This window comes from Oceanobacillus arenosus (assembly GCF_003369575.1).
Taxonomy (GTDB): domain Bacteria; phylum Bacillota; class Bacilli; order Bacillales; family Amphibacillaceae; genus Oceanobacillus; species Oceanobacillus arenosus.
Genome location: NZ_PIOC01000028.1, coordinates 91,684 through 117,275 on the forward strand (window position 1 = coordinate 91,684; position 25,592 = coordinate 117,275).

At 37.0% G+C, this 25,592-nt stretch carries 28 protein-coding genes; 22 read left to right on the forward strand and 6 right to left on the reverse strand.

All coding sequences use genetic code 11. From position 1 onward, the window contains the following. The first annotated feature begins 240 nt into the window (after positions 1 to 240). From zwf to CWR48_RS18070, 6 genes are all read left to right on the forward strand, one after another. Positions 241 to 1,728 carry a glucose-6-phosphate dehydrogenase gene (gene zwf, locus CWR48_RS18045; RefSeq protein ID WP_115774708.1) on the forward strand — a complete coding sequence of 496 codons (1,488 nt, stop codon included), beginning with the start codon at positions 241 to 243 and terminating at the stop codon, positions 1,726 to 1,728. Positions 1,729 to 1,829: 101 nt separating this feature from the next. Then, complete coding sequence (gnd, locus tag CWR48_RS18050; protein WP_115774709.1) at positions 1,830 to 2,723, forward strand: phosphogluconate dehydrogenase (NAD(+)-dependent, decarboxylating); 894 nt, start codon at positions 1,830 to 1,832, stop codon at positions 2,721 to 2,723. A 50-nt stretch (positions 2,724 to 2,773) separates the two neighbouring features. Next, on the forward strand, positions 2,774 to 3,439 hold the full coding sequence (fsa, locus tag CWR48_RS18055; protein ID WP_115774710.1) for a fructose-6-phosphate aldolase: 666 nt from the start codon (positions 2,774 to 2,776) through the stop codon (positions 3,437 to 3,439). A gap of 75 nt (positions 3,440 to 3,514) precedes the next feature. Then, positions 3,515 to 4,849, forward strand: a complete 1,335-nt coding sequence (locus CWR48_RS18060) for a glucose-6-phosphate isomerase (RefSeq protein ID WP_115774711.1) — start codon at positions 3,515 to 3,517, stop codon at positions 4,847 to 4,849. A gap of 71 nt (positions 4,850 to 4,920) precedes the next feature. Continuing rightward, positions 4,921 to 5,391 (forward strand): hypothetical protein, encoded by a 471-nt coding sequence (locus tag CWR48_RS18065; protein WP_115774712.1) that lies wholly within the window; start codon positions 4,921 to 4,923, stop codon positions 5,389 to 5,391. Between the two features lie 303 nt (positions 5,392 to 5,694). Next, a complete protein-coding gene (locus CWR48_RS18070; RefSeq protein WP_115774713.1) occupies positions 5,695 to 6,156 on the forward strand; it encodes a MarR family winged helix-turn-helix transcriptional regulator in 462 nt (153 codons plus the stop codon). A 40-nt stretch (positions 6,157 to 6,196) separates the two neighbouring features. Here the strand turns inward: CWR48_RS18070 and CWR48_RS18075 are convergent, their stop codons facing one another. Beyond that, positions 6,197 to 6,562: a VOC family protein gene (locus tag CWR48_RS18075; protein ID WP_170140805.1), complete on the reverse strand. Its 366-nt coding sequence runs from the start codon at positions 6,560 to 6,562 to the stop codon at positions 6,197 to 6,199. A 425-nt stretch (positions 6,563 to 6,987) separates the two neighbouring features. Here CWR48_RS18075 and CWR48_RS18080 point away from each other — a divergent pair, with 425 nt between their 5' ends. Both CWR48_RS18080 and CWR48_RS18085 read left to right on the forward strand, forming a co-directional pair. After that, a complete protein-coding gene (locus tag CWR48_RS18080) occupies positions 6,988 to 7,911 on the forward strand; it encodes a LysR family transcriptional regulator (RefSeq protein ID WP_115774715.1) in 924 nt (307 codons plus the stop codon). Between the two features lie 101 nt (positions 7,912 to 8,012). Beyond that, positions 8,013 to 9,146 carry a 5-methyltetrahydropteroyltriglutamate--homocysteine S-methyltransferase gene (locus CWR48_RS18085; RefSeq protein WP_115774716.1) on the forward strand — a complete coding sequence of 378 codons (1,134 nt, stop codon included), beginning with the start codon at positions 8,013 to 8,015 and terminating at the stop codon, positions 9,144 to 9,146. A gap of 180 nt (positions 9,147 to 9,326) precedes the next feature. Here the strand turns inward: CWR48_RS18085 and CWR48_RS18090 are convergent, their stop codons facing one another. After that, the gene (locus tag CWR48_RS18090) at positions 9,327 to 10,538 is read right to left on the reverse strand and encodes an MFS transporter (RefSeq protein WP_115774717.1); all 1,212 of its coding nucleotides are present in this window, start codon (positions 10,536 to 10,538) and stop codon (positions 9,327 to 9,329) included. Positions 10,539 to 10,734: 196 nt separating this feature from the next. On the opposite strand from CWR48_RS18090, the gene CWR48_RS18095 reads away from it, so the two are divergent. The 4 genes from CWR48_RS18095 (at position 10,735) to CWR48_RS18110 (ending at position 14,196) form a co-directional block, all read left to right on the forward strand. After that, on the forward strand, positions 10,735 to 11,613 hold the full coding sequence (locus tag CWR48_RS18095; protein ID WP_115774718.1) for a LysR family transcriptional regulator: 879 nt from the start codon (positions 10,735 to 10,737) through the stop codon (positions 11,611 to 11,613). 398 nt (positions 11,614 to 12,011) lie between these two features. Further along, entirely contained in the window at positions 12,012 to 12,536 is a 525-nt protein-coding gene (locus CWR48_RS18100; protein WP_281270317.1) for a TetR/AcrR family transcriptional regulator, read from the forward strand. An 83-nt stretch (positions 12,537 to 12,619) separates the two neighbouring features. Beyond that, complete coding sequence (locus tag CWR48_RS18105; protein WP_115774719.1) at positions 12,620 to 13,555, forward strand: SDR family NAD(P)-dependent oxidoreductase; 936 nt, start codon at positions 12,620 to 12,622, stop codon at positions 13,553 to 13,555. 92 nt (positions 13,556 to 13,647) lie between these two features. Beyond that, complete coding sequence (locus tag CWR48_RS18110; RefSeq protein ID WP_115774720.1) at positions 13,648 to 14,196, forward strand: cupin domain-containing protein; 549 nt, start codon at positions 13,648 to 13,650, stop codon at positions 14,194 to 14,196. Positions 14,197 to 14,244: 48 nt separating this feature from the next. On the opposite strand, the gene CWR48_RS18115 is transcribed toward CWR48_RS18110, so the two are convergent. Beyond that, positions 14,245 to 14,580 (reverse strand): DMT family transporter, encoded by a 336-nt coding sequence (locus tag CWR48_RS18115; protein ID WP_115774721.1) that lies wholly within the window; start codon positions 14,578 to 14,580, stop codon positions 14,245 to 14,247. Between the two features lie 9 nt (positions 14,581 to 14,589). Further along, a complete protein-coding gene (locus CWR48_RS18120; protein ID WP_115774722.1) occupies positions 14,590 to 14,907 on the reverse strand; it encodes a DMT family transporter in 318 nt (105 codons plus the stop codon). Between the two features lie 444 nt (positions 14,908 to 15,351). On the opposite strand from CWR48_RS18120, the gene CWR48_RS18125 reads away from it, so the two are divergent. The 7 genes from CWR48_RS18125 (at position 15,352) to CWR48_RS18155 (ending at position 21,265) form a co-directional block, all read left to right on the forward strand. Continuing rightward, positions 15,352 to 16,422, forward strand: coding sequence for a phosphate/phosphite/phosphonate ABC transporter substrate-binding protein (locus tag CWR48_RS18125; protein ID WP_115774723.1), 1,071 nt, complete (start codon positions 15,352 to 15,354; stop codon positions 16,420 to 16,422). An 80-nt stretch (positions 16,423 to 16,502) separates the two neighbouring features. Then, on the forward strand, positions 16,503 to 17,288 hold the full coding sequence (gene phnC, locus CWR48_RS18130; protein ID WP_115774724.1) for a phosphonate ABC transporter ATP-binding protein: 786 nt from the start codon (positions 16,503 to 16,505) through the stop codon (positions 17,286 to 17,288). Continuing rightward, positions 17,263 to 18,078, forward strand: a complete 816-nt coding sequence (gene phnE / locus CWR48_RS18135; RefSeq protein WP_115774725.1) for a phosphonate ABC transporter, permease protein PhnE — start codon at positions 17,263 to 17,265, stop codon at positions 18,076 to 18,078. Before phnC ends, phnE (CWR48_RS18135) begins: the two co-directional genes overlap by 26 nt. Positions 18,079 to 18,088: 10 nt before the next feature. Continuing rightward, complete coding sequence (gene phnE / locus CWR48_RS18140; protein WP_115774726.1) at positions 18,089 to 18,895, forward strand: phosphonate ABC transporter, permease protein PhnE; 807 nt, start codon at positions 18,089 to 18,091, stop codon at positions 18,893 to 18,895. 154 nt (positions 18,896 to 19,049) lie between these two features. After that, the gene (locus CWR48_RS18145) at positions 19,050 to 19,922 is read left to right on the forward strand and encodes a spermine/spermidine synthase domain-containing protein (protein WP_115774727.1); all 873 of its coding nucleotides are present in this window, start codon (positions 19,050 to 19,052) and stop codon (positions 19,920 to 19,922) included. Between the two features lie 212 nt (positions 19,923 to 20,134). Continuing rightward, positions 20,135 to 20,293, forward strand: a complete 159-nt coding sequence (locus CWR48_RS21265) for a DUF6198 family protein (RefSeq protein WP_484213803.1) — start codon at positions 20,135 to 20,137, stop codon at positions 20,291 to 20,293. 207 nt (positions 20,294 to 20,500) lie between these two features. Further along, positions 20,501 to 21,265: an SDR family NAD(P)-dependent oxidoreductase gene (locus tag CWR48_RS18155; protein ID WP_115774728.1), complete on the forward strand. Its 765-nt coding sequence runs from the start codon at positions 20,501 to 20,503 to the stop codon at positions 21,263 to 21,265. Positions 21,266 to 21,426: 161 nt separating this feature from the next. Here CWR48_RS18155 and spx read toward each other — a convergent pair whose 3' ends face one another. Together spx and CWR48_RS18165 are read right to left on the reverse strand one after the other, a co-directional pair. Continuing rightward, entirely contained in the window at positions 21,427 to 21,822 is a 396-nt protein-coding gene (gene spx / locus CWR48_RS18160; protein WP_115774729.1) for a transcriptional regulator Spx, read from the reverse strand. A 305-nt stretch (positions 21,823 to 22,127) separates the two neighbouring features. Then, positions 22,128 to 22,628, reverse strand: a complete 501-nt coding sequence (locus tag CWR48_RS18165) for a CarD family transcriptional regulator (protein ID WP_115774730.1) — start codon at positions 22,626 to 22,628, stop codon at positions 22,128 to 22,130. Positions 22,629 to 22,770: 142 nt separating this feature from the next. Between CWR48_RS18165 and CWR48_RS18170 the strand changes: the two genes are divergently transcribed. The 3 genes from CWR48_RS18170 (at position 22,771) to CWR48_RS18180 (ending at position 25,561) form a co-directional block, all read left to right on the forward strand. Further along, positions 22,771 to 23,199, forward strand: a complete 429-nt coding sequence (locus CWR48_RS18170; protein ID WP_115774731.1) for a MarR family winged helix-turn-helix transcriptional regulator — start codon at positions 22,771 to 22,773, stop codon at positions 23,197 to 23,199. Between the two features lie 333 nt (positions 23,200 to 23,532). Continuing rightward, positions 23,533 to 24,093: a TetR/AcrR family transcriptional regulator gene (locus CWR48_RS18175; RefSeq protein WP_115774732.1), complete on the forward strand. Its 561-nt coding sequence runs from the start codon at positions 23,533 to 23,535 to the stop codon at positions 24,091 to 24,093. A 13-nt stretch (positions 24,094 to 24,106) separates the two neighbouring features. Continuing rightward, positions 24,107 to 25,561: a DHA2 family efflux MFS transporter permease subunit gene (locus tag CWR48_RS18180; protein WP_115774733.1), complete on the forward strand. Its 1,455-nt coding sequence runs from the start codon at positions 24,107 to 24,109 to the stop codon at positions 25,559 to 25,561. Positions 25,562 to 25,592 lie beyond the last annotated feature (31 nt).

Consider the following 25,592-nt stretch of genomic DNA (forward strand, 5'->3'; position numbering starts at 1 on the left):
AAGGTCTAACATTTATAGTGAATTAAGGATACTTAAATTAGTGACAATATGGAGCTAATGAATAGATGGAAGGTGGGAACTTTCATAATTAAGATTTGAGGAAGAATGCTAAAAGGAGTTTTTTTGTCAATATGTCTCTAATTAGAGATATATGAATTAAAACTAATCTTATCGTCTCTTTATTAGAGTTTTAATTTGAATATAGGGTTTCAGCTTTTGATAAATTTAGGGGGGAATAATATGGATAAGATGACCTTCGTGCTATTTGGGGGAACAGGGGATTTAGCAAAGCGGAAAATATACCCGGCGCTATACAATCTGTTCATCGAAGGAAAATTGCCTGAGTCATTCTCCATTATTGGTTTAGGAAGAGGACAAATGACGGATGAAGATTTCAAAGAACGAGTAAAGAATTCAATCCATACCTTTTCTAGACGTATGTCAAAGAATGACTCGACAATGGAGAGATTTCTAACTTTTATTCGATATAGCAAGTTAGATGCAGCGAATAAAGAAGATTTTCATAGTTTACTTAAGCTTGTACAGGATAGAGAAAAAGAGTTAAATATTCCAGAAAATCGGTTATTTTATCTTTCTGTCTCACCAACGTTCTTTGAAACGATTGCGATGAATGTTAAGAATAGTGGTTTAGGAACAACCAAAGGCTGGAAACGTCTAATAATTGAAAAGCCATTTGGTCGTGACTTGGAGTCTGCAAGATCCTTAAATCAGAATCTAAGCAATGCGTTTGCTGAAGAAGAAATTTATCGGATTGACCACTACCTTGGTAAGCCGATGGTTCGAAATCTTGAAACATTAGAATTTGCAAATCCAGTTTTACAAGCATTATGGAATAATAAATTCATTGCCAATGTTCAAATTACCGCAAGCGAAACAGTTGGAGTAGAACAAAGGGCTGGTTATTATGATCAAGCTGGAGCATTACGCGATATGTTCCAAAACCATATGCTACAAATACTAATGATGACGGCAATGCACGCACCAAAACAAACGGGTGAAAACGAGATTCGCGCAGAAAAACGAAAAGTGTTAGAATCCCTTCGTCCATTAGAGAAGAATGAAATTGAGAAAAACGTGATAAGAGGACAATATGATTCAGGAATAGGGGAAAACGAAAATGTTCCTGGGTATCGAGATGAACCAGGTGTTTCAGAAGACTCCCTAACCGATACATTTATCGCAGCAAGGTTACAGATTGATAATCCAGATTGGACTGGTGTTCCTTTTTATATCCGTACTGGTAAGAAAATGAAGGAAAAATCCACACGTATCGTAGTTGAATTTAAAGCGAATGAAAATGAGATCTATTCAGATGAAGATCCTAACCTGCTCGTAATAGAAATTAATCCGAATGAGTCTGTTTCATTGATTTTAAATAGTAAAAACCCTGCGAATGGTAAGATGGAATCTATCAATGTCGATTATGCTTCCGAGAAATTGGATGTACCTGATGGCTATGAATTATTAATTTACGATGCACTCCGTGGAGATTCCAGGTTTTTCTCACACTGGGATGAAGTGGAGCTAGCATGGGAGTGGGTTCAACCTATCTTAGAAGCATTTGAAGAAAACCGTATCCCATTGCATAAATATGCCGCAGGATCAAATGGCCCAGATGCAGCAAATCTTATGCTTGAAGAGGACGGGTTTAAATGGTGGTTAGACAAACCAGCAACAGAAGAAAAAGAATTAGTGGTACAAGGTTAAGACATCTACCAAATGATTTGTATTATACCGGACAACACTTTTAATAGTTTGTTTGGTCAACAAATTATAAATGTAAGAATGAATTTGGAAGGGGAATTATTATGCAAGTTGGATTAATTGGATTAGGCAAAATGGGGTTAAATATCGGTAAAAACTTAATCGATCACGAACATCAAGTGGTCGCTTATGATTTAAATGCTGAAGCTGTACAAGAGATGGAAAAATACGGTGCAAAAGGTACAAATAAACTAAACGAGCTTTTCGAATCACTAGAAAAGCCTAGAGTGCTTTGGGTAATGGTACCACATAGTGCTGTAGATTCCGTAATCGGTGAAATTACTCCACTGTTAGAACAAGGTGATATTGTAATCGATGCTGGAAACTCTCATTATAAAGAATCAATACGCCGTTATCATCAATTGCGCGAAATTGGCGTTTCCTTCATGGATGCGGGAACTTCAGGCGGTATGGAAGGCGCAAGAAACGGCGCAAACTATATGGTCGGTGGAGATCAAGAAGCTTGGGCAATCACTGAACCAATCTTCCGAGATACTGCAGTAGAGAAGGGCTACATTTTTACTGGTAAAGCTGGTGGCGGTCATTTTCTAAAAATGGTACACAATGGTATCGAATATGGTATGATGGCTTCAATCGGTGAAGGTTTTGAAATTCTTGAGAAAAGTGAATTTGATTACGACTATGAAAAAGTTGCAAGTGTTTGGAATAATGGTTCGGTTATCCGTTCTTGGTTAATGGAATTAACAGAACATGCCTTCTCACAAGATGCAAAATTAGACAGTATTCAAGGGATTATGCATTCTTCTGGTGAAGGAAAATGGACGTTAGAAACTGCACTAGATTTACAAACAGCAACACCAGTCATTGCAATGTCGCTGCTATCGCGCTATCGCTCAACTGAACAAGATACATTCACAGGAAAAGTAGTCGCAGCGCTTCGTAATGAATTTGGTGGACACGCTGTAGATAAAAAATAGTGCGTTATCTATAAATTGAATCAAAACTAAAAAAATGGAGGAATTTAATCATGAAATTTTTTATCGACACTGCAAATCTAGAGGACATTAAAAAAGCTTACAAATTGGGAGTTTTATCAGGTGTAACTACGAACCCTTCTTTAGTTGCAAAAGAAGGAGTAAAATTTGAAGATCGTATTGAAGAAATTTTACAAGCAGTACCAGAAGTAGAATCTGTTTCTGCAGAAGTAAGTCCTGATGCAGAAACTGCAGAAGAAATGATCGCACAAGCTGAAGAATTAATTAAAATTAACGGCGGCGATAAAAAAATTACAATTAAAGTACCAATGACATTAGCTGGTTTAGAAGCAACTAGATACCTATCTAAAAAAGGTGTAAAAACTAATGTAACGCTTATTTTTACAGTAAACCAAGCACTCTTAGCTGCACGTGCTGGTGCAACTTACGTATCTCCATTCCTTGGACGTTTAGATGACATCTCTGAAGATGGTGTACAACTTGTAGCAAAAATTGCTGAATTATTCCGTATTCACAACTTGGATGCACAAATCATTTCCGCATCTGTTCGCCATCCTGATCATGTAACTCGTGTAGCAATGGCAGGAGCAGATATTGCAACAGTTCCATATTCCGTAATCGAACAACTTACTAAACATCCATTAACAGATCAAGGAATCGAAAAATTTGTTGCTGACTGGAAAAACGCAGTTAACTAAGAATTAAATCATTAATTTACAGGATGTGATCAGCTGTATGGCTGATCACATTTAATAACTTATGGGGGGATAAATATGTCTATTTCATTTGATTATACAAATGCTTTGTCATTTTTTAACAAGAGCGAGATTGATAATTTAACAGAACAAGTAAAGGTTGCACATGATATGCTTCATGACCATAAAGGGCCAGGATCTGACTTCCATGGCTGGGTTGATTTACCAAGCGATTATGATAAGGAAGAATTCTCTAGAATTAAGAAAGCTGCAGAAAAAATCCGCAGCAATTCCGAAGCACTTGTTGTCATAGGGATTGGTGGTTCTTATCTTGGAGCAAGAGCGGCAGTGGATGCGCTTTCCCATACGTTCTATAACCAAATTGCTGGAAACACACAAATCTATTTTGCAGGGCAAAATATCAGCTCAAAATATATCACACAACTGCTTGAATTGCTAGAAGGAAAAGACTTCTCAATTAATGTTATTTCGAAATCTGGTACAACAACTGAACCTGCAGTTGCTTTCCGTATTTTCCGTGAATACATGGAGAAGAAATATTCGAAGGAAGAAATGAAGGAACGTATCTTTATCACAACGGATAAGGAAAAAGGTGCATTAAAACAATTGGCAGACGAAGAGGGCTATGAAACATTTGTTATTCCGGATAGTGTTGGTGGAAGATTCTCTGTATTGACAGCAGTAGGTCTGCTTCCAATTGCAACAGCAGGATTGGATATTGACAAGATGATGGAAGGTGCACGTGCAGCTTCTGAGAAATACAATAATGAAGATCTTCAAACAAATGAAAGCTATCAATATGCAGCGGTTAGAAATGCACTATACAGAAAAGGAAAATCAATTGAGTTGCTAGTTAATTATGAGCCATCTCTTCATTACGTGTCTGAATGGTGGAAACAACTATTCGGCGAAAGTGAAGGAAAGGATCAAAAAGGATTATTCCCAGCTTCCGTTGACTTCTCAACAGACTTGCATTCTATGGGTCAATATGTGCAAGAAGGACGTCGTGATTTGATCGAAACAGTAATTCAAGTAAAGGATCCAATTGCTGAATTAACAATAAAAGAAGATCCAGCAAATCTCGATGGATTAAACTTCCTTGCTGGCAAAACAATGGATGAAGTTAATAAAAGTGCATTCCAAGGTACAGTCCTTGCCCATGTGGATGGTGGCGTACCAAATCTAGTGGTTGAACTAGATTCATTGAATGAATATACGTTTGGAGAATTAGTATACTTCTTCGAAAAGGCGGTCGGCATAAGTGGATTATTAATGGGGGTTAATCCATTTGACCAACCTGGGGTAGAAGCGTATAAGAAGAATATGTTTGCGTTACTAGGAAAACCAGGATTTGAAGAAGAAAGGGCAGCACTTCTAAAACGACTAAATTAAGTTTTTATCTTGTGGTCTAGAGATAGAGGGCAAGCCCGCTGCACTTTTCTCTATTAAAGGGGGATGTTGAAATGAATGTTATGGATGCAAAGGTAATTAACACCAAATATGGATTGGAAATGTATGTTGACGATATACAAAGTGTAGAAATAAAGGAAGTTCATTCTCCAACAATAGAAAACCCCTTTTACGAAGTACGAATAGGGGTAGAATTTCTACTTATGAAAGATCAAAAATACTTTAATAAGATGGAAAATGATTTCTGGATTAGTATGAGTCCTGATTTTCAATCGGTTAAAATTAAAGAAACAGAAAAGAAAAATATATTTGCACTAAAAAATGATAAAGAAAAAGAAGCTACTAGGGAATTGGTTGGGGAGTGGCTTATCAAGACAGATTCATATAAACATGCGATTATGGAACGGATTAATCAGCAAGCAGATATGAAGAATGATTTATCAAACACAGATTATTTTCTCAAGAATCTCTTATACTTAGATTCGAATGATATTAAAGATGCTTTGATCGAACATTATAATTAATGAGCTATCAGAGGGAAAGGGGTTGGTTTATTGCCAATCCCTTTTTGCTCACAGTTAATATGTGGTACAGTGTTGGATAGATTGGATTTAATATAAATTTGAGATATCTAATGTCTCTTTCAGATAAAGTGAAACTTCATTAAGTGGGGGTTTTCTTCATCCTCCACTTAATGTTAGTTGAACAGAATCGGGACTTTACTGGCTGTTGATCCCCCACTTACAATTCTTGATTTTTCTCGAATTCTTGAAGTGGGGGTCTTACAGCCAGTTAATTCGGGATAAATATATAAAGGAATAGATAAAATGAACAAAACATACAAACATACGGACAGTGATTTGTCATTAAAATTATTCGCTGTTTTATCTCGAGTAATCGATATGATGGAATGTAAGTTGCTTAAAGGTTTAAAAGATTATGGGATAAACCTCACAGAGTTTGGGGTACTTGAATTGTTGTACCATAAAGGAGATCAGCCAATACAAAAAATAGGCAAAAAAATCCTGATTGCTTCGAGTAGTATTACATATGTAGTCGACAAACTGGAGAAGAAGAAGCATGTTAAACGGGTAGCCTGTCCCACGGATCGCCGGATTACTTATGCCGCCATTACTGATGAAGGTAGGGAATTAATGGAAGAGGTTTTCCCCAAGCTACAAGCATTCATGGTTGAGATGATGCGTGGTTTAGATGTGAATGAAAAGGAGAAGATGATTGAGCAATTAAAGCGTTTGGGGTTATTCGCTAAAAAATATTCGTTTGAATGAAACTGTACCAAAGGCTTCGCGCTTTGATACAGTTTTATCTTTACTCTGCAAATTCCAGTAATTCTATCTTGTTTCCAAATGGATCTTCAATTACTGTAAAATGTCCTGGGGGGCATTCTTGAGGGGTATGGTATAATAGTTTAGCCCCTTTTTCTGTTAAATAAAGAATGTCAGATTGGATATCTTCTGTTTTTAAGCCGATTACTACTTGTGAATTTTCCTCATAGACTAATGTATTTGGATTCGGGACTTTTTCGAGAATAAGTGGAAATCCATCTAAATTTAATTCAACAATCTCATCACCATACGCTCGTTCAACTTTAAAATTAAGAGTCTCGCAATAAAACTGTTTTGCTTTTTCAATATCCTGTACTTTAATAGATATCATACATAAACTATTGTTCATCAAATACCCCTTCCTCCATTTCTATAGTCGTAAAAGAATCCATAATAGTGTCTATTCAATACTTTCGTCAATGGATATTTAATATCCTCCTATATTCATTATTTTTCTGAAATTTACTTATATTTTTTAAAGAAGTGTAGTTAAGAGACAGTTTCGTTTACGATATTGCAATTTTCCAGAGGGGTTAATCAATCCTTTTATTTTTTAGCTTAGAAAAGGTTTATATAAACATATAAAACAAAATAATAAATAACAATTACATAGACTTTTCAGCTAATCTTTTCTATTATAAATAAAACGTGTGATAGACAAATCTCATATTGGATTTCCCAAAATTTGGTTTATCCCGAGTTAACAGGCTGTAAGACCCCCACTTAATGAAGTTTCACTTTATATCTAGAATCCATATAAGAAAGGAATTAAAAATGACATTACAACAATTAAAATATGTGATTGAAGTGGCAAGAAGTCGTTCCATTAGCAATGCGGCGCAGAATTTGTTTATTAGTCAGCCAAGCCTTTCAAATGCAATCAAGGAACTGGAGAAGGAAATGGGAATTACGCTCTTTTTCCGAACCAACAAGGGAATCATGATTACGCCTGAAGGATCGGAGTTTCTCGGTTATGCTAGACAGGTGGTGGAACAGGCTGGGCTTCTGGAACATCGCTATTCGGAGGCACCAACTCCCCAGCAGCATTTCGCCGTATCAGCACAGCATTACGCATTTGCGGTGAGTGCTTTTGTTCGATTGCTTAAAGATTACGACCGGGAAGAATATGAGTTTACCTTGAGGGAAACGAGAACATACGAAATTATTGATGATGTGAAAAACTTGCGCAGTGAAATTGGCGTATTGTATTTAAATGAATTCAATAAAAAAGTTATTTCTAAGCTTTTGAGAGAAGGAAATCTTGTGTTTCATGAGTTATTTGAAGCAAAACCGCATATTTTTATCAGCTCAAAAAACCCGCTTGCAGAAAAGAAATATGTGACATTATCTGATCTGGACCCGTATCCATACTTGTCCTATGAGCAGGGGGATTATAACTCCTTCTATTTCTCAGAGGAGATTCTCAGCACATTATCGAGACCGAAGAATATTAAGGTAAGTGATCGGGCTACTTTATTTAACCTGCTTATTGGATTAAATGGTTATACGATTACAACGGGTGTCATTAGTGAGGAATTAAATGGCAGTGACATTATCGCAGTACCGCTAGAGGTAGAGGAACGCATTAATATTGGCTATGTTACCCATAAAAATATAACAAACAGCTCGCTCGCCAATATTTATATTGAATACTTAAAAGAAACGATTGCGGAAGAGCTAAGACAACGACACATATAGTTTAAAGCTATATCAAGCCGAAGATTTTATGTCTTACCCTATGTTAATTAGCCTGTGCTAGACTATACCTTATATAAATGAAACGAAAGGGAGAGGTTTAAATGGGAGTAAGTCTTACACAGGGGAAAAGATTGGTTACACCATTTCGGTTTGATATTGTGGGGAGCTTCTTGCGTCCTGAAAGGTTAAAGAAAGCACGTGCTTCTTTTAAAGAGGGCAGCATATCGGAAACAGAATTAAAACAGGTTGAAGATACGTGCATTATCGATTTAATTCAAAAACAAAAAGAAGTGGGTCTTCAAGTAATTACAGACGGAGAATTTAGACGTTCTTGGTGGCATTTAGATTTTATGTGGGGATTAAATGGTGTAGGCAAAAAGACGATTGAACAAGGCTATATTTTTAATGATGAAGAAACACGTCCAGAAACAGCTAGCTTAACAGGAAAGATTAGTGGCGAGAACCATCCATTCGTTGAACACTTTTCATTTATTCGGGCATATGAAGAAGACGGTGTTGTTGCAAGACAAACAATCCCAGCTCCTGCACAGTTTTTAGCAGAATTGCAACGTCCGGATAATTTAAAAATAACTGAAGACATTTATCCAGATGAAGAAGAACTACTTGCTGATATCGCAAAAGCATATCAAACAGTTATTAAGGATTTGTATGACGCTGGATGCAGAAGTCTACAATTAGATGACTGCACGTGGGGTATGCTAGTGGATCCGAATTATTGGAAATCACGTCATGATGGTGCAACCGTTGAGGAAATTGGCGAACTCTTTCTGCGAGTGAACAACTTAGCAATTGAGAATCTTCCTGAAGATTTAGTGGTAACAACTCATGTATGCCGTGGAAACTATCATTCTACATGGGCTTCTTCCGGGGGCTATGACTCCATCTCGAATATCTTATTTGCAAGAGAAAATGTTTCTGCTTATTATTTAGAGTTTGATACAGATCGCGCAGGGGATTTCATACCACTACAACATGTAAGTGAAGAGAAGTTAGTTGTATTAGGTCTTTTCTCATCTAAAACAGGTGAATTAGAAGACAAAGAGGTTATTAAAGCACGTATTGAGGAAGCAGCACAATATGTTGATATTGACCGACTATGTGTCAGCCCACAATGTGGCTTTGCCTCAACAGAAGAAGGAAATATTTTAACAGAAGAACAGCAGTGGGAGAAACTTCGCTTAGTGAAGGAAGTAGCGGATGAGGTTTGGGGTTAAGAAGTAATGTAGGGAGTTTGTAATAAGTGAAAGCATTACATTAAAGAGTGAGCATCTAATGTAATGCTTTTTTGCTTTTGGCATACAACATCATGTATCTATACCAATAAGGAGGTATTCCATCAACGTAAGCTCTAATGTTGATAGTAAACCTCTATTAATCTATAGTCAAACCTTTGCTTATTCTTCAGTATTGGATGTTAATGCTTCAACCGTACCTTTTTTTGAAGCAGGTTTTCTTCCAAACAAGAAGTGATGCAATGGTAAACAAATCACTGCAACAATACCAAGAATGATATATAATGCACTGTAGCCGACTGAAGGAACGATCATTCCCTGTATGAAAGGCCCAATTCCTAATCCAATGTCAGTAAGAATGAAAAATGTTGATGTTGCTAAACCGACACGGTGTGCTGGAGCAGATTGTACTGCAACGGTTTGGGCACTTGACATATAGGTACCATATCCAAAACCAATGAAAGCGCCAGATACAAGCAGAACAATACCTACCGTTGACTGGCTAAGAACAAATAGACCAATAATCAGCGAAATAATTGCTGGGTACATGATGAAATTAGGACCTTTCAAGTCAAACATCCGTCCTGAAAGTGGTCTTGTTACAAGCACTGCAGCAGCATAAACAATAAAGAAGAAGCTTGCCGCTAGTGCGATATTATTTTCCGTTGCGAAGAACGAAAGAAAGGATAATACACCCGAATAACAAAATGCTGTAACGGCTGCTATGAGTGTAATTGGTACAGATTTTTTCTCTATAAGGTTGGATAGCTTGAATCCTTTTAAGTCTGCCGTTTGCTCTGCTGTAAGTGTTATTTCTTGTGTTTTTAAGAAGAGTGAGAACACTAAACTAATGGCAATACAAATGAGACAGAAAACAAAGATCATACTAAATTCGAATTGTTGTTGAATAAATATCCCGATGAATGGTCCAATCGCTGTTGCGAGTGTCATACTTAATGCAAAATAACCAATTCCTTCACCACTTCTTGACTTTGGAATGACAGTAGCTACTGCTGTTCCAAGTACTGTACCAGCAAGCCCGAATGTAAAACCGTGCAATAGACGGTTAGCGATAAGCATCCCATAGCTGTTTATTCCAAAGTAGAAAAAAGATGAAATAATCATCAAACTTATTCCGAGCATTAGCAGTTTTTTTCTGCCGATACGATCCAAATATTTGCCACCAAATATTCTCCCAACCAGTGCTCCGATTACAAATATACTTGATGCCAAACCAGCTTGACTTTCACTAGCATTAAATGCATCAACAGCAAATACGGAAATAGTTACCATTAACAAATAAAAAGTTAACATGAGGAGGAAATTGGTTATTAATATACTGATATAGTCTTTTGTCCATAATTTTTCCTTCAAATTGATTACCTCTTTCTTCTTTATTTTATTCATTGATCAGATATATAAATCTTGTTGATTATTAGATGGAAGAAACATTGCAGAAATTGAATGTAAGATGCAGTAACTATATATTACTTTATCAGATGAATCATCATATAAAAAATATATTTATTGTTATAATAGTATATATAAAACATATGATAGGGGTACCAACGTGGATATTAAACAACTTTTGTATTTTAAAACGATTGTAGATGAAGGAAATATCACAAAAGCTGCGAAAACGCTGCATATAGCACAGCCACCGCTCAGCCAGCAATTGAAACGACTGGAGACGGAATTAGATACGGTGCTAATCAAGCGTTACACGCATAAATGGGAGCTGACAGAAACAGGGAGAATTTTATATCGCCATGCAGTCAATATGCTGCAAGATATGAAAGAGGTCAAAAGAGAAATCAACGAGATGGAGGATGGAACGAGCGGGACATTAAGTATTGGTGTCACTTCGAGCTGTGTTGGTTTTCTACCTAAAAATATACAGCGATTTAGAGAGAGTTATCCACATGTATTTATCAAAATTTGGAAAGGAGATTCCTCCTATCTGCAAAATCTATTATTAGAACGCAAAATTGAGTTATCATTAATGCTGCTACCTACCAGTTTTCAGGACTACCATGTGAAGCTTTTGCCAAAGTATCCTTTTGTCGTCGTAATTCCTGCAAGCTGGAAAAGTAAATTTCCTAATGGAACTGTCAGCTTAAAGGAGATCATTGATTATCCTTTTCTTATGCTGGGACCAATGAAGGGATATATCATGTATGAAACGATTATGCGGGAATTTTATATGCATAAGTTTTCACCGAACATTGTAATGGAATGCATTGATATCTCGACCCTGTTAAGCTTTGTTGCCTTAGGAATTGGGATTTCTATTATTCCAAAGTCAGATATTTATGGCTCATTCCATCAAGAGATTGAAGCACTGGAAATCGAGGATTTCTCCCTATTTATTGAACATGCAATTATTTATCGGAAGGAACATACTCTTAATACAGCAGCGAAGAATTTTTTAAAAGATTTTAATATTTAGAGGGGTAGAAGGGGCGAATTCTAATCATAGTACTCGAACAAATAGATAACATGGTAAATCAAGGAGTACACGGCTAGCCTAAAAAACTGTAGGGCAAGGTCGTGTCCGAACAAGTATATACAACGCCTGTGGAGATCGTGTCAGTCGGCTTAGGAATCCCCTAAGATGCAAAGGTCATTGAAACAGGAAGCCCTATCTTCAAGCATTCCGAAAGAATGGTAAGGTGGGGTCATTCATTGAGCTGGAATAAAGTTAATTATTCATAGTTTTTGTGTTAGATTAAAAATTAATTATATTAAAAAATAAGAGTTGAAATACTGTTATTAACCAGTGGTCAAAAGGAGTAAGAACATGTCCTCTAAAAAACAACATCTCGAGAACTGACAAAAGAAATCACTATAGAAAAGGCAAGAACGCAGTTTATAGAAAAGGGCTTCCAACAAGCCTCCATGCGAAATATAGCGCAACAATTAGGCTGTAGTCATGGTGCAATCTATTATTATTTTAAGAATAAAGCAGCGCTATTTTATGCAATTGTAGAAGATGACTTTTCTAAGCTAAACTATCTATTAGATGAATCGATTCAAGGACCAAAAGATAATTCTACTAAACGTTATCACGTATTTATTCGCTTTATTAAATTTGGATTAAACCATCAAAGTCAGTATGAAATCATGTTTATGATAAGAAATACAGAGGTTGATAGTTTATCCCAAGCTGCTGCTGATCTTAGATATCAAAAATTTGCTCAAGCTGTCCAATCTTTGTCGGAGGAGAATCTGAAGGTAGTCGATATACAGTCTGCATTTTTAGCACTTCATGGATTTATCTCCCATTTTATTGGTTATATTGATAATTTTGAAGATGAGAAGAGTGCAGCAAAAGCACATGTGAATTTTATTATAAGGGGATTGAATAAATAGTAACTCTAAATCATTTTCAAGTTTAGAGCTTTATTATCAGCCTTATTTGACCACTGGTTAATAAAAATAAAGGATGGTGTTTGATGAAGAAAGCATTGGTTCTGGGTGCGTCAGGTGGAATGGGTTATGCGTTGGTTCTTGAGTTAGTATCTCAAGGTATAGATGTGATTGCATTTTCTAGAAATAAAGATAAGTTAGACGCTCTTTATCAAAATAAACCCGAGGTAACCATTGTTTCCGGGGATGCATTAGTGGAAAAGCAAGTTATCGATGCATCTGAAGGTGTGGATATCATTTTTCACGCTGTCAGCTTTTCTTACCAAGAGTGGAGTGAAAAGCACCCATTATGTGTTGAAAATATTATTAAGGCTGCGGAAATACATCATGCAAAAATCGCCCTTGTAGATAATATTTATGCATATGGGAGACAATTGGGGATGGATGTAAATGAAGATACGCGGAAGAATCCACATACGAAAAAGGGGAAGATTAGACTCGCGATGGAAGAACGTTTAAAAAGTAGCGGAGTCCCATCCTTAATTGCACATATGCCAGATATATACGGACCAAATGCGGAGAATACGATTCTTCATGAAACGCTTAAAAGCGTAGTTTTAAATAAAACTGCAAATTTCGTTGGTAACCCAAAGGTTGCAAGGGAATTTATTTATACATTAGATGGTGCAAAGGCGATGGTGGAGCTAGCGTTACGCAGAGATACTTACAATCAGAATTGGAATATTCCATCAGCATATCCGATAGCAGGTGTAGAATTAATTGAGATTATACGGAAGGAATCTGGCTATACGAAATCAATCAGAACTGTTTCAAAAACGATGATCCGTTTCATTGGGTTGTTTCAACCACTCTTGCGTGAAATGGTCGAGTTGATGTATTTGGCAGAAGAACCCGTGATTTTAAGCGGTAAGAAATACGAAGCAAAAATAGGAGCCGTACCACGTACACCATATAACGAAGGCATTGAGAATACATTGGAATGGATGAGGAAGAGAGGGTAGAGAGAGTTTAACCTTGGGCAGAAGTACATTCCTTCAGCTAGCGGCATAGGATAAATGGATAAATGATAAATTAGAGAGGGGTTTGAGAAAAGATGTATTATCATCCTTATAGTTATCCATATCCTTATTATGGGAACTTCCCGATGTATAACGATGGGAGGCGTTTTGTTTATGGAGCTTTTCCTTATGAAATGCTCCATTCATCCCCATATGATCATCGCATTTTGCTAAAAGATTTTGGGCCAGAACCATATGCTGTGAATATTAATGAAGCCGCAAAGCAGAACGATACCTACCGTACTGCGCTCTGGACTGGACATCATTTACAAGTTACGCTGATGAGTATCCCAGTTGACGAAGATATTGGATTGGAAATCCATCATGGTACTGATCAGTTTCTAAGAATAGAACAGGGCCAAGGTATTGTTCAAATGGGTAAAAGCAAGGATAATTTAAACTATGTTAGGGAAGTTAACGATGATTATGCCATCATGGTGCCCGCTGAGACATGGCATAATGTCACGAATACAGGTAACATTCCATTGAAGCTGTACTCGATTTATGCGCCACCACATCATCCGTTTGGAACGGTTCATGCAACAAAAGCGGCTGCAATGGCTGCTGAGGCAGGGCAAAATTAGAAAATTAATAGCCAGAACCCGAACAGCGTACATTCTGTTCGGGTTCTGCTAATTTTCCGCCTTTGTCTTTGATGAAGTATTGAGCAAGACTACCCGGCCGATTATGAGAATAATTCCGAAAACCACTCCGATGCTTAGAGGATCCTCGAATATTAACACACCAAGAATTGCTGTTATCGCTGTGCCCACGCCTGACCAGATGGCATAGGCTAAGCTCAATGGCAAGTATGCCAATGTTTTTCCAAGACTATAGAAAGCAAGTCCGTATCCAATCACCACAATAATGGATGGTGCAAGTACTGTGAAACCTTCTGATAGCTTTAAGAACATTGTCGCAATGATCTCCGTTACAATGGAGACACTTAAGTATAAATATCTTTTCATATGTTCCCCCTATAGTCCACTATTCAGTAAAGCAACGCCGCCGATGATTAGCGATATGCCTACCGTTTTCTTGAGATTAATGCCTTCTTTATAAAAAGTGATGCCAACCAGTGCAGTTAATGCCGTTCCAATACCTGCCCAAATTGCATAGACAAGTCCAAGTGGCAATGTTGGTAACGCAAACGAAAGCGTATAGAAAGCAATGGCATATCCTATCATTACTCCGATAGATGGGAATAATTTCTTGAAGCCTTCTGTTAATTTCAACATCGAGCTACCAAACACTTCCGCAATTATGGCAATGCCTAATAATACATAACTACGCATTCTATTTCCTCCATTACAAGTTGAATCCCTGCTGTAATTGTTAGCTTTTATCATATCCACTGCTTTTAACTACATATGCAAACCGAGCTTACAGTAAGTCATTGATATAATTACGTGCACTAGATTAATATAAATCATTTGCTTTCAAACCCAAAGGAATTTTTACATAAACCGCAATAAAGTGAAACTTCATTAAGTGAGGGTTTTCTTCATCCCACTTAATGTTAGTTGAACAGAATCGGGACTTTGACTTTCTGTTGATCCCCCGTTTACAATTCTTCATTTTTCTCGAATTATTTTCGTTAAGGGTCTTACAGCCAGTTAATTCGGGATAAATTTATAGAGAACTTTGGGGAATTTACAATAACTACGGAATTAATTAACATTTAATTAACAAAGCTATGATATGTTAGCAAAGTACGAAAATTTAAGGGGGAAACATTGATGAAGAAATTCATGCTATTTGCAACGATACTGTTACTATCCATTGTTTTAGTCGCTTGTGGAAAAGAGTCAACAGATGGGGAAGCAGCTTCTGATAATACGGATACAAATGATTCTACGGAAGGCCAAGCAATCGAGAAATTATCCATTGGATTCGTTCCATCTCGTGATCCAGAAGAAATTATTACTGCAACAGATCCATTAAAGGATTTATTAAAAGAAAAGTTAGCAGAATTAGGCTATGATGTCGGAGAAATTGACATTACAGTTGGTACGAATTATGAAGCTGTAGGAGAGGCTTTATCTGCAGGAACAACCGATATTGGCTTTATTCCTGGTGGAACATATGTTTTATACGATGACGGTGCAGAAGTTATTTTAACTTCCACTCGTGCAGGTTTAAGCAATGATTCAGAAGATCCAGCTGACTGGAACAAAAACGAACCAACAGAACCAACAGAAGATCAAACAACCTCATATCGTGCTATTTTAGTGGCTGGTCCATCTGAAAAGGGCCAAGAATTAGCTGAAAAGGTGAATAATGGTGAAGAGCTAACATTTGAAGACTTAGATGGTGCAAGCTGGAACGTAATGTCACCTTCTTCTCCAGCAGGTTATATTTACCCAGCATTATGGTTACAAGAAAACTTTGATAAGACAATTACGGATTTATCTAAAGTTGTACAAGCAGATTCTTATGGTAATGCATTTGCAAGATTGGCAACAGGTCAAACGGATGTATTAGTTACGTATGCTGATGCACGTCGTGACTATGAAGAAGCATGGACAACAGAATATGCTCGTGAAGCAGATATTTGGGAAGAAACAGACTTAATTGGTGTAATGCCAGCAATTTATAATGACACAATTAGTGTAAGTAAGAACTCAGAAGTTATGGATGATGATTTGAAGAAAGCATTGCAACAAGCATTCATTGAAATAGGTGAATCAGATGAAGGTAAAGAAGTTATCGCTATCTACAGTCATGAAGGCTACCAAGAAGCAAATGATGCAGATTATGATAATGAACGTAAAGCACAAGAGATTGTTCAACAATTAGGTAGCAATTAATCAAGCGTAGATTAATAGAATAAGAGGAAAAATGAGGACGTTCTTGAATGTTCTCATTTTTTATCTAAAGGAGTAGCAACATGATTGAATTTAAACAAGTAAAGAAACAATATCCCAACGGATTATTAGCATTAAACGAGATCAATCTGCAAATTGAACAAGGGGAATTTGTCGCGATTATTGGACTTTCTGGTGCAGGAAAGTCAACATTAATCCGTTGTATCAATCGCATGCACGATATAACAGATGGCTCTTTATTGGTTGACGATGTGGAAATAAGTACGTTAAAAGGAAAAGGGATACGGCAACTACGCCGAAATATTGGGATGATTTTTCAGTCCTTTAATTTAGTAACTCGAATTTCAGTAATAAAAAATGTCCTCGTATCATCTGTACCTGAAATGCCGTTATGGAGAAAGGTTTTAGGTGTCTTCACGGAGGAAGAAAAGAAACGAGCATTAATGGCACTGGATAGAGTGGGTATTTTGGATAAGGCTTATGTTCGTGTCGATCAATTATCCGGTGGACAGCAGCAGCGTGTAGCACTTGCCCGGACACTTGCACAAAATCCAAAGATTATTTTAGCAGATGAACCGGTGGCATCACTCGATCCTGTAACAGCTAATCAGGTGATGGAGGATTTTCGCCAAATCAATAAGGAATTAAACATGACGGTTCTTATCAATATTCACCATGTAGAATTAGCGCTCGAATTTGCGAATCGTGTAATTGGTATCCGTGCGGGGGAAATTGTCTATGACGGGCGTGCGGAAGACGTGACGGATGAGGTACTGCATCAGATTTATAATGGATCGGTTGAAGAAGGGGGTAATCTATCACATGCTCGCGAAGCTGTTACCAACTAAGAAAATCATTCTACCTAATGGCAAAACAGTTAATGAAAAACGATCCGTGACGCCTCTTATCATTTTGCTCGTACTTGTTTTTGCATATTTATCCGTTCGGATAACCGGATTTGACCTTGAATTGCTTATCAAACGGATTGGGCAGTTCTTTGTCATCTTAAAAGATATGGTTCCACCTACATGGGCGTATTTCCCCAAAATTTGGATACCTTTGTTAGACACTATTAAAATGTCGTTACTCGGTTCACTCTTAGGTGCTATCTGTGCGTTACCACTTGCGATGCTCGCTGCAAGTAATATTACGAAGCTGAAATGGCTATCTGCTTTAATGAAATTTATCCTGAGCCTGCTGCGCACCTTGCCGACATTGATTGTCGCGCTGATTGCTACATTCATTTTTGGACTTGGCACCGTCGCTGGAATAGTTGCAATTTTCCTATTTACGATTGCATATGTTGGCAAGCTTTTATATGAACAAATTGAGAATGTAAATATGGATGCATATGAGGCAATGCATTCTATGGGGCTAACGACGATTCAATCGTTTCGTTATGCGATCATGCCGCAAATTCTACCAAACTATTTATCGACAGCGCTTTTTTGTTTTGAGGGGAATGTTCGCTATGCAGCGATTTTAGGATATGTTGGTGCAGGTGGTATTGGACTCTTACTTAATGAAAGTTTAGGCTGGCGTAACTATGCTAATGTTGGTATGATTTTGCTCTTATTAGTGATTACAGTATTTATTATTGAAACGATTAGTGAACATTATCGAAAGAAATTAATGTAGGAGCGAACCAATGAATACTATTGAAAAGCAATACCAACTTGAACCAAACCGTAAACTCTCGCAAATAGCGACACTCCTGATCTTGGCAATTCTTTTTGTATGGTCAATGTCAACCGTCCAGTTTGAGGCATTCACAGCAAATGGATTTACAATAGCAAAAAACATTTTATTAGGACTTATTCAACCTGATTTAAATTTGCTTTTTAATTTTTCGTCGAATGGGATACTTTATTTACTAGTTGAAACAATGGCAATCGCCTTTTTAGGAACGATTGTTGGCGCGATTCTTGCAGTTCCACTCGCATTTTTATCCGCATCGAATATTGTTCCAAAGCCTGTTTCCTTTATCGTACGATTATTGCTTATCTTTATTCGAACCATTCCTGCAATTGTATATGGGCTAATGTTTGTCCGTGTGACCGGTCTAGGTGCATTTGCCGGTGTGCTAACGATGTCGCTCACGAGTATCGGCATGTTATCGAAATTATATGTGGATGTCATCGAAGATCTGGATACGTCAATCCTCGAATCAATGGAGTCTATTGGATGTACTGTATTTGAAAAGATTCGCTTCGGTATCCTGCCCCAGCTTTCTGCGCTATTTCTATCAATCGTAATCTATCGTTTTGATATGAATCTTCGAGATGCAGCTGTGCTCGGATTAGTAGGGGCAGGTGGTATTGGTGCACCATTGATTTTTGCCATGAATTCCTATCGCTGGTCAGAGGTAGGTTCGATATTAATTGGCTTGATTTTGCTGATTTTGATTGTGGAATATGTATCGAATAAGATCCGAGCGAAGTTAGTGAGAGGATAATCATTTTTCTTTCATAAGATGACTAGGTAGAATAAAGATTATATCTTTACTGTGTTGCGGATGAGTATGTTAGAATCAATGGTGAGCTTTGTAATGTTTGAATACAAAGCTCACCATTATTCGTTAGCAAGAAATAGAAAACCTAGGTGAAGATATGGAAAACGATAGTATAAAAGAAGCGAATTATAAAGTATTTGCATTGCTAAGCAATTATTTAAATCATGCACCAGACTTTATCGAGAAGGAAGAAATAGAGGAGATTGTAAAGGGCGGTGTGTCTTTTGAATATGCCTTTGGAGTAATATTAGCTGCTGCTTTCGGGCTTGATATTGTGGATAATGCTGATGATAGGGACTTGTTTTACAATTATTTTAAGAATATGATTCATCAGCTCGATACAAGTGAGTATTATAACAACCCCTACTATAAGAACATCAAGATACCAAATATCAAAGTTGGTAATAGTGAATTAAAATATGAAAAATATAAGCCCTTTGAAGGCTTTGTTTGTGATGATATTATTCAAATGGAGAAAGGGAGGCAGATTCCCCAGATTGGATTTTTTGCAACGGAATTTAAGTTCCCAGCTGTTTTAGAAAATGATCGCATCTGGATGACGATTACACCGAATGAGATAGAAACAATGAAAGAAGCGGTTGATGGGGCATATGGTAATGTGCTGACTTTTGGACTTGGGCTTGGCTACTACCCTTATATGGTTTCCGAAAAAGATAATGTTGACAGTATCACGATTATTGAAACAAATGAAGATGTGATCGATTTATTCAAGAAACATGTATTACCACAATTTAGGAACGCCGAGAAAGTTAAGATTATCAAGGCAGATGCTTTTGAATATGCACAAAAACACATGGCTAAAGGGAAGTATGATTTTGTATTTACCGATTTATGGCATGACGTTTCAGATGGAATCGACATGTACTTAAAAATGAAAAAGTATGAAAGAAAGAGCCCGAATACTGTGTTTATGTATTGGATTGAAAAGTCTATTTTGTGTTATTTATGATAAGTTGCTATTTAATTGGAAAACCCCATGTGTGATGCTTTGCTACGGTAATTAGAAAATTATTATCGATGGAACATGGCATAATTATAAGCAAAAGGATTTATTTGGTAGCAGATAGTAGTGAGCACATGGGGGAATATTGTTCGGCGATATTGCCTATTTTTTATTAGCATTTTAATAATGGGGGCAGGTATTAGTCTTGTTGTAGTGTCATTGTTATTTCTCTTCTTGCGTTGGCTGAACTTAATGGAGTCCGAGAAGGGACAATCGTTTCCGCTCTCATCGTCGGACCGATAATAATATTATTCAGAAAATATCTAGATAGTCATATGAATTTTATTTCACATCGGAAAAGATTTCAAGAGGAGTAGAAGGATGCTTCTCTATTTTTATACTGTGAACTAAGTAGGTACAAAGTTGAATTCCGTTCTAAAAGTCGCACGCCTTAGGACAACGCAGTCTGCTCCTTCTTAATTAGTTCGAAATTTACATCTACTATAACCATATCACTTGATTGTAGATACCGCTTACATCATAATGGTAAATGACTGAATATATAAACAATAGGAGGGGTAGAGATGGAAGGGAAAGTTGTATTAATAACAGGTGGCGCTGGTGGAATCGGAAAAGAGACTGCACAGCTATTTTTAGACAATGGGGCGAAAGTAGTATTGGTTGATATTAATGAGGAAGCATTGACCAATGCAAAGGCATCTTTGAATGGAAATAGTGACGATATATTAGTTGTAAAAGCCAATGTAACAGATGAGCAGGATGTGCAAAACTATGTCAAACAAACAGTGGATGCATACGGTAAAATTGATGTATTTTTCAATAATGCAGGAATTAATGGACCATTTGCACCAATTAAGGAATTGGAAAAGGAAACATTCGAAACAATTTTAAATATTAATGTAACCGGAGTGTTTCTAGGGCTGAAGCATGTGATAAAGCAAATGGAAGCCCAAGGATATGGCAGCATTATTAATACTGCTTCAAACGCTGCCTATATTGGTTCAGCAGGAATGGCTGGTTATATTGCATCGAAACATGCGGTAGCAGGACTAACGAAGACTGCGGCATTGGAAGCAGCAACAAGTGGCATTCGTGTGAATGCTGTCGCACCGGCTGCAATTGATACACAAATGCTTGCAGACATCCAGAACAACATTACACCTGGTGAACCGGAAGCTTCAGGTGAGGCAATTAAACAGGGAATTCCGGTGGGCCGTTTCGGAGCGCCGAAAGAAGTGGCACAGGTAGTTCTATTCCTAGCATCGGATAATGCATCCTTTGTAACCGGATCATTATATAATGTTGATGGTGGAATGCAGGCTGATTGATAGAGGATTGTTCTTTATTGCGAAAACTAAAATCATAAAAAGGGAGCGTATGTACTCTCTTTTTATGGAGGGTATCAATCGATTGAGGAAGAAATAAGACTAAAGCAATTATCGCGTGAAGCCACTGACTTTCAGTGGCTTCAAAATAGAAAGTTAAGTTATTATGGGATCATTTTTTGCGCTTTATGTAGATATAGTAGGCGAATTGATCTTGGTATAAATCGACGGATTTGATGTTCATTATAACCAACCATCAAACGCTTTTCATCATGAATGATTGGGCTTTTTAGAATACTAGGATTTTCCTGGATAAAGCTGTATAGATCTTTTAAAGACAATTGATCCATATTCACCATTTGGTTTCTAGCAATTCTGGAACGCATGGAAATCACGTCATCTGTTCCGTTATCCGTTAAACGGAATATTTCTTTAATCTCTGATAGTGTTAATGAATTCGTAAATATATTTCGTTCCACAAAAGGTATTTCATTTCTTTCTAACCACTTTTTTGCTTTTTTGCAGGATGTACAACCTGGCTTTATGTATAGTTTTAACATACCATTAATCACCACTTCTTTAACTAAATTGTATGTGTTATGTAGGAGTTACTGTGAGAACTAAATAATGAAATGTATGTTCGTCATTTTTGATGAAAGAGGAAATTATAAAATTTTTCCTTTTATAATTCTCTTGACTTTAGGGCCACATCCAGCTCCAGCGCCCAGTGAGACTTCCCTTTTCACCGTACGATAAGCTAATATCGATTCGCCAAAGCTCTCAAAGATTTACCCTTATCTCCAGAGGCTTAGTGGAATCACCCCATGTCTGTGAGGAGCGGTCCGTACACAGCTCAAACGGGCGCTTACGCTTTGGTTAAAACCATCCTAATTACCCTTTGGGATATTTCTCCAACAGAAGTATTTAGAGACACGGCTAATTCTTCAAACATAATATTTTGTATGTTTGTTAATAGGTTTCGGTCCTGATCGTACAGTCGCTTCTTGTTCTGACTAGCATAATACTGTTCCTTTATTAGCGTATTTGCTATTTTAACAATCGACTTACGATCGCCAGTGTTTATGAGACTACTATATTCTTTGTTTCGTTGTCTTGGATCCTCTATCCATGTGATTCCCGGCTGTAGGAAGGATTGTAAGATTTCTTCTGCTTCCTCTTTTTCCATCACTTTCAGCATGACTGCTTGATCGCTATTTACAGGGACATTTATTGTTAATCTTAAATCGTCAAGTGGATGCAACACATAGTAATTTCTCGTTTTATTGCCAAACGTTTTTTCACATATATCATCGATTTTACATAGCCCATGCACGGAATAAATGATCTGATCTCCAATATCAAACATTTGTGTAAGCCTCCAACTTTCATATTGTCAACTTAGTTTACAATTATATTTTAAGGTATTCCCTTTAAAATGTCAACTTGATTGACAATATTGAAGGGGTTTTATATAGTAGATGTCGAGCTAATGAATAGGAGTGAATCGGTTGGATTTTGAATTAAAAGGCTTGGATTTAATTGATGTGTTAAGTGAACGCCATCTGCAACTTAGAAGGATTACTGAGAAACGTTGGAATGATAGTATGGATATATATTTATCGAATTCAGAATGGTTCATTATAGCAAGAGTCTATAAAAAACAGCCAACTATCGCATATGTGTCCAAGCATGTAGATATTTCTAGGCAAGCAACCCATAAATCTATAAAAAGTTTAGAGGCAAAAGGACTTGTTGAAATTCATAATGTAGAAAATAATAAGAAAGATAAATGGATACAGTTAACGGCATTAGGCGAGGAATGCTATGAAAGGAATGAAGCACTAAAGGCAAATATAGAGCAAAAAATTGCTGATAAAATAGGTCTCGAACAATTGGATCTTCTTAAAGATATTCTAAAATCGGATTGGGGTTTATAGTATATGGCAATTATAGATGATGTCAGTATACAATCCAATCGGAATAGGTTAGAGCTGTGTTAGAGTGAGTCATTCGAGCAAATAGTCTAGCGTTATCCTTATATGGTTAGCGCTTTTGTTCGTGCTTTAAAATCACACTCAATTGTTAAAATAGCATTAAGTTTTCGATAAAATTAAAAAATGCAAACGTTATCTTTCGGATAAGCGTTAGCGATTGTGTCTAAATTGTGAACGTTCATGAGATTTTACTATAAAAAAGCCTTGCTTTATAGGATTTTTATTTGATATGATTTAAAACAGACCGGTTGGTATGGTGGGGGTGTACTACGGGGAATGGAAACAAAATCGCTGATAATCAACATCGCGACAACGCTTTTTCAGCAAAAGGGATATATAGGTGTTGGACTCAACGAAATTATAAGGAAATGTAATATTTCGAAAGGTTCGCTATATCACCATTTCCCAAATGGAAAAGAAGAATTGCTCATTGCTTGCCTTGGGTCTTTGAGTGATACGATTACATTGGACATTGAATTCATATTTTCACAATATCCGACAGCTCAAGAAGCTGCAATTGCCATGATTGATAAAATTATTATGAAGTATGAAACGGAAGGTACGATTACTGGTTACACATTTACTAGTATCGTTAGTGAGATGGGATCACTTAGTGATGCAGTCCGAAATGCCTGTACAAATCTTTATACCAGGATTGAAGGGATTTATGCGAGCAAGCTAGTGGCAGAGGGTATTTCGATTGAGGAAGCTAATTCGAAAGCACTTATGATGACAGCAACAATCGAAGGTGGAATTATGCTTTGTCTAACGAAAAGAACAAGTGAGCCTCTGATTGTAATTTCGCAGGCATTGCAAAAGACTAGCTTAAATTATTAAAAAGGAGATTATTATGAATACAGAAATTCAAGTCAAAAATCCGAAGACTATGGCATTTATTTTAATGTTGGGAGCTTTCCTTGGATTATTTGGTGAAACAGCCTTAAATATGGCTTTAACAAATGTTATGGAGGAATTTTCAATTACAGCTGGTATTGCACAATGGCTGACAACTGGTTATTTATTAGTATTAGCAATTTTCGTGCCAATTTCAGCACTATTAATGAAATGGTTTACAACAAGACAATTAGTTATTGGTGGGCTTATTATCTCGCTGGTAGGAGCGGTTTTAGCAGCATTATCTCCTAACTTTGCAATTTTATTAACTGGCCGTTTAGTGCAAGCAATTGGTACGGGTATTTTAATCCCTGTCATGACAAATGTGCTGTTAATTATATTCCCGATTCACAAACGTGGGGTTGTAATGGGGATTATGGGACTTGTTATTACTTTAGGACCAGCATTAGGACCAACACTTTCAGGGGTTATTATTAGTACATTGGGTTGGTCTTATATTTTCTGGATTAGCGCTATATTATATGTATTATTGACTTTATACGCTTTTGCGCAAATTGCAAATGTAACAGAAATTACAAAACCGAAAATCGATGTATTGTCGATAGTATTATCAACATTTGGCTTTGGTGGATTAATTTTTGCTTTGAGTAATATGGCCGAATCAGCTATTTCCTCTCCTCAAGTATGGGCACCATTGCTTGTCGGTATTATCGCACTTCTATCGTTTGGAATTCGTCAAATGAAAATGGACCAGCCAATGGTTAATTTACGTGTTTTCAAATATCCAATGTTCACACTAGGAACATTGATGATGTTTCTTAGTATTCTAGTTATTTTATCAACGGGTATTTTATTGCCAATTTATTTAAAAGGTGCCTTATTATTCAGTGCTGCAGTTGCCGGTTTAATGTTGCTTCCTGGTAATGCTGTCAGCGTTATTATGTCACCAATCGTTGGAACGCTTTTCGACAAATTCGGCCCACGCGTTTTTGTAATCACTGGATCAATTATTGTATTGATTGGGAATTTGATTTTTGCTTCCGTTATCTCAGCAACAACACCTGTGTGGCAAATTGTCGCAGCATTTATGGTATTATTCTTCGGATTAACGATGGTAACAATGCCATCACAAACAAATGCACTAAACGAATTGCCACGTGAGTTATATGCCGATGGATCAGCTGCAATGAATACATTGAATCAAGTAGCAGGGGCTGCTGGTACGGCTATTGCAATTACATTATTTACAGCTGGTCAAAGCAGCTTTGTACTTGATGTTCCAGACGCTTCTCAAGCAGAAGTGTTGGCCGCAGGAGTGAAATATGCATTCTACTTTATTGCGGGAATTTCTGCAGTTGCATTAATTTGTTCCTTCTTTATGAAAAAAGCAGGCGGACAAAAGGAAAAATCTTCTGCAGCTGTGAGGGCAACAGAGCCTGCACATAGATAGGAATATTTGGCTGGATTTACAATTGGATATC

Coding starts and splice junctions, on each gene's coding strand:
- zwf (WP_115774708.1), top strand. CDS start 241: ATGGATAAGATGACCTTCGTGCTATTTGGGGGAACAGGGGATTTAGCA.
- gnd (WP_115774709.1), top strand. CDS start 1,830: ATGCAAGTTGGATTAATTGGATTAGGCAAAATGGGGTTAAATATCGGT.
- fsa (WP_115774710.1), top strand. CDS start 2,774: ATGAAATTTTTTATCGACACTGCAAATCTAGAGGACATTAAAAAAGCT.
- CWR48_RS18060 (WP_115774711.1), top strand. CDS start 3,515: ATGTCTATTTCATTTGATTATACAAATGCTTTGTCATTTTTTAACAAG.
- CWR48_RS18065 (WP_115774712.1), top strand. CDS start 4,921: ATGAATGTTATGGATGCAAAGGTAATTAACACCAAATATGGATTGGAA.
- CWR48_RS18070 (WP_115774713.1), top strand. CDS start 5,695: ATGAACAAAACATACAAACATACGGACAGTGATTTGTCATTAAAATTA.
- CWR48_RS18075 (WP_170140805.1), bottom strand. CDS start 6,562: ATGAACAATAGTTTATGTATGATATCTATTAAAGTACAGGATATTGAA.
- CWR48_RS18080 (WP_115774715.1), top strand. CDS start 6,988: ATGACATTACAACAATTAAAATATGTGATTGAAGTGGCAAGAAGTCGT.
- CWR48_RS18085 (WP_115774716.1), top strand. CDS start 8,013: ATGGGAGTAAGTCTTACACAGGGGAAAAGATTGGTTACACCATTTCGG.
- CWR48_RS18105 (WP_115774719.1), top strand. CDS start 12,620: ATGAAGAAAGCATTGGTTCTGGGTGCGTCAGGTGGAATGGGTTATGCG.
- CWR48_RS18110 (WP_115774720.1), top strand. CDS start 13,648: ATGTATTATCATCCTTATAGTTATCCATATCCTTATTATGGGAACTTC.
- CWR48_RS18115 (WP_115774721.1), bottom strand. CDS start 14,580: ATGAAAAGATATTTATACTTAAGTGTCTCCATTGTAACGGAGATCATT.
- CWR48_RS18120 (WP_115774722.1), bottom strand. CDS start 14,907: ATGCGTAGTTATGTATTATTAGGCATTGCCATAATTGCGGAAGTGTTT.
- CWR48_RS18125 (WP_115774723.1), top strand. CDS start 15,352: ATGAAGAAATTCATGCTATTTGCAACGATACTGTTACTATCCATTGTT.
- phnC (WP_115774724.1), top strand. CDS start 16,503: ATGATTGAATTTAAACAAGTAAAGAAACAATATCCCAACGGATTATTA.
- phnE (WP_115774725.1), top strand. CDS start 17,263: ATGCTCGCGAAGCTGTTACCAACTAAGAAAATCATTCTACCTAATGGC.
- phnE (WP_115774726.1), top strand. CDS start 18,089: ATGAATACTATTGAAAAGCAATACCAACTTGAACCAAACCGTAAACTC.
- CWR48_RS18145 (WP_115774727.1), top strand. CDS start 19,050: ATGGAAAACGATAGTATAAAAGAAGCGAATTATAAAGTATTTGCATTG.
- CWR48_RS18155 (WP_115774728.1), top strand. CDS start 20,501: ATGGAAGGGAAAGTTGTATTAATAACAGGTGGCGCTGGTGGAATCGGA.
- spx (WP_115774729.1), bottom strand. CDS start 21,822: ATGTTAAAACTATACATAAAGCCAGGTTGTACATCCTGCAAAAAAGCA.
- CWR48_RS18165 (WP_115774730.1), bottom strand. CDS start 22,628: ATGTTTGATATTGGAGATCAGATCATTTATTCCGTGCATGGGCTATGT.
- CWR48_RS18175 (WP_115774732.1), top strand. CDS start 23,533: ATGGAAACAAAATCGCTGATAATCAACATCGCGACAACGCTTTTTCAG.
- CWR48_RS18180 (WP_115774733.1), top strand. CDS start 24,107: ATGAATACAGAAATTCAAGTCAAAAATCCGAAGACTATGGCATTTATT.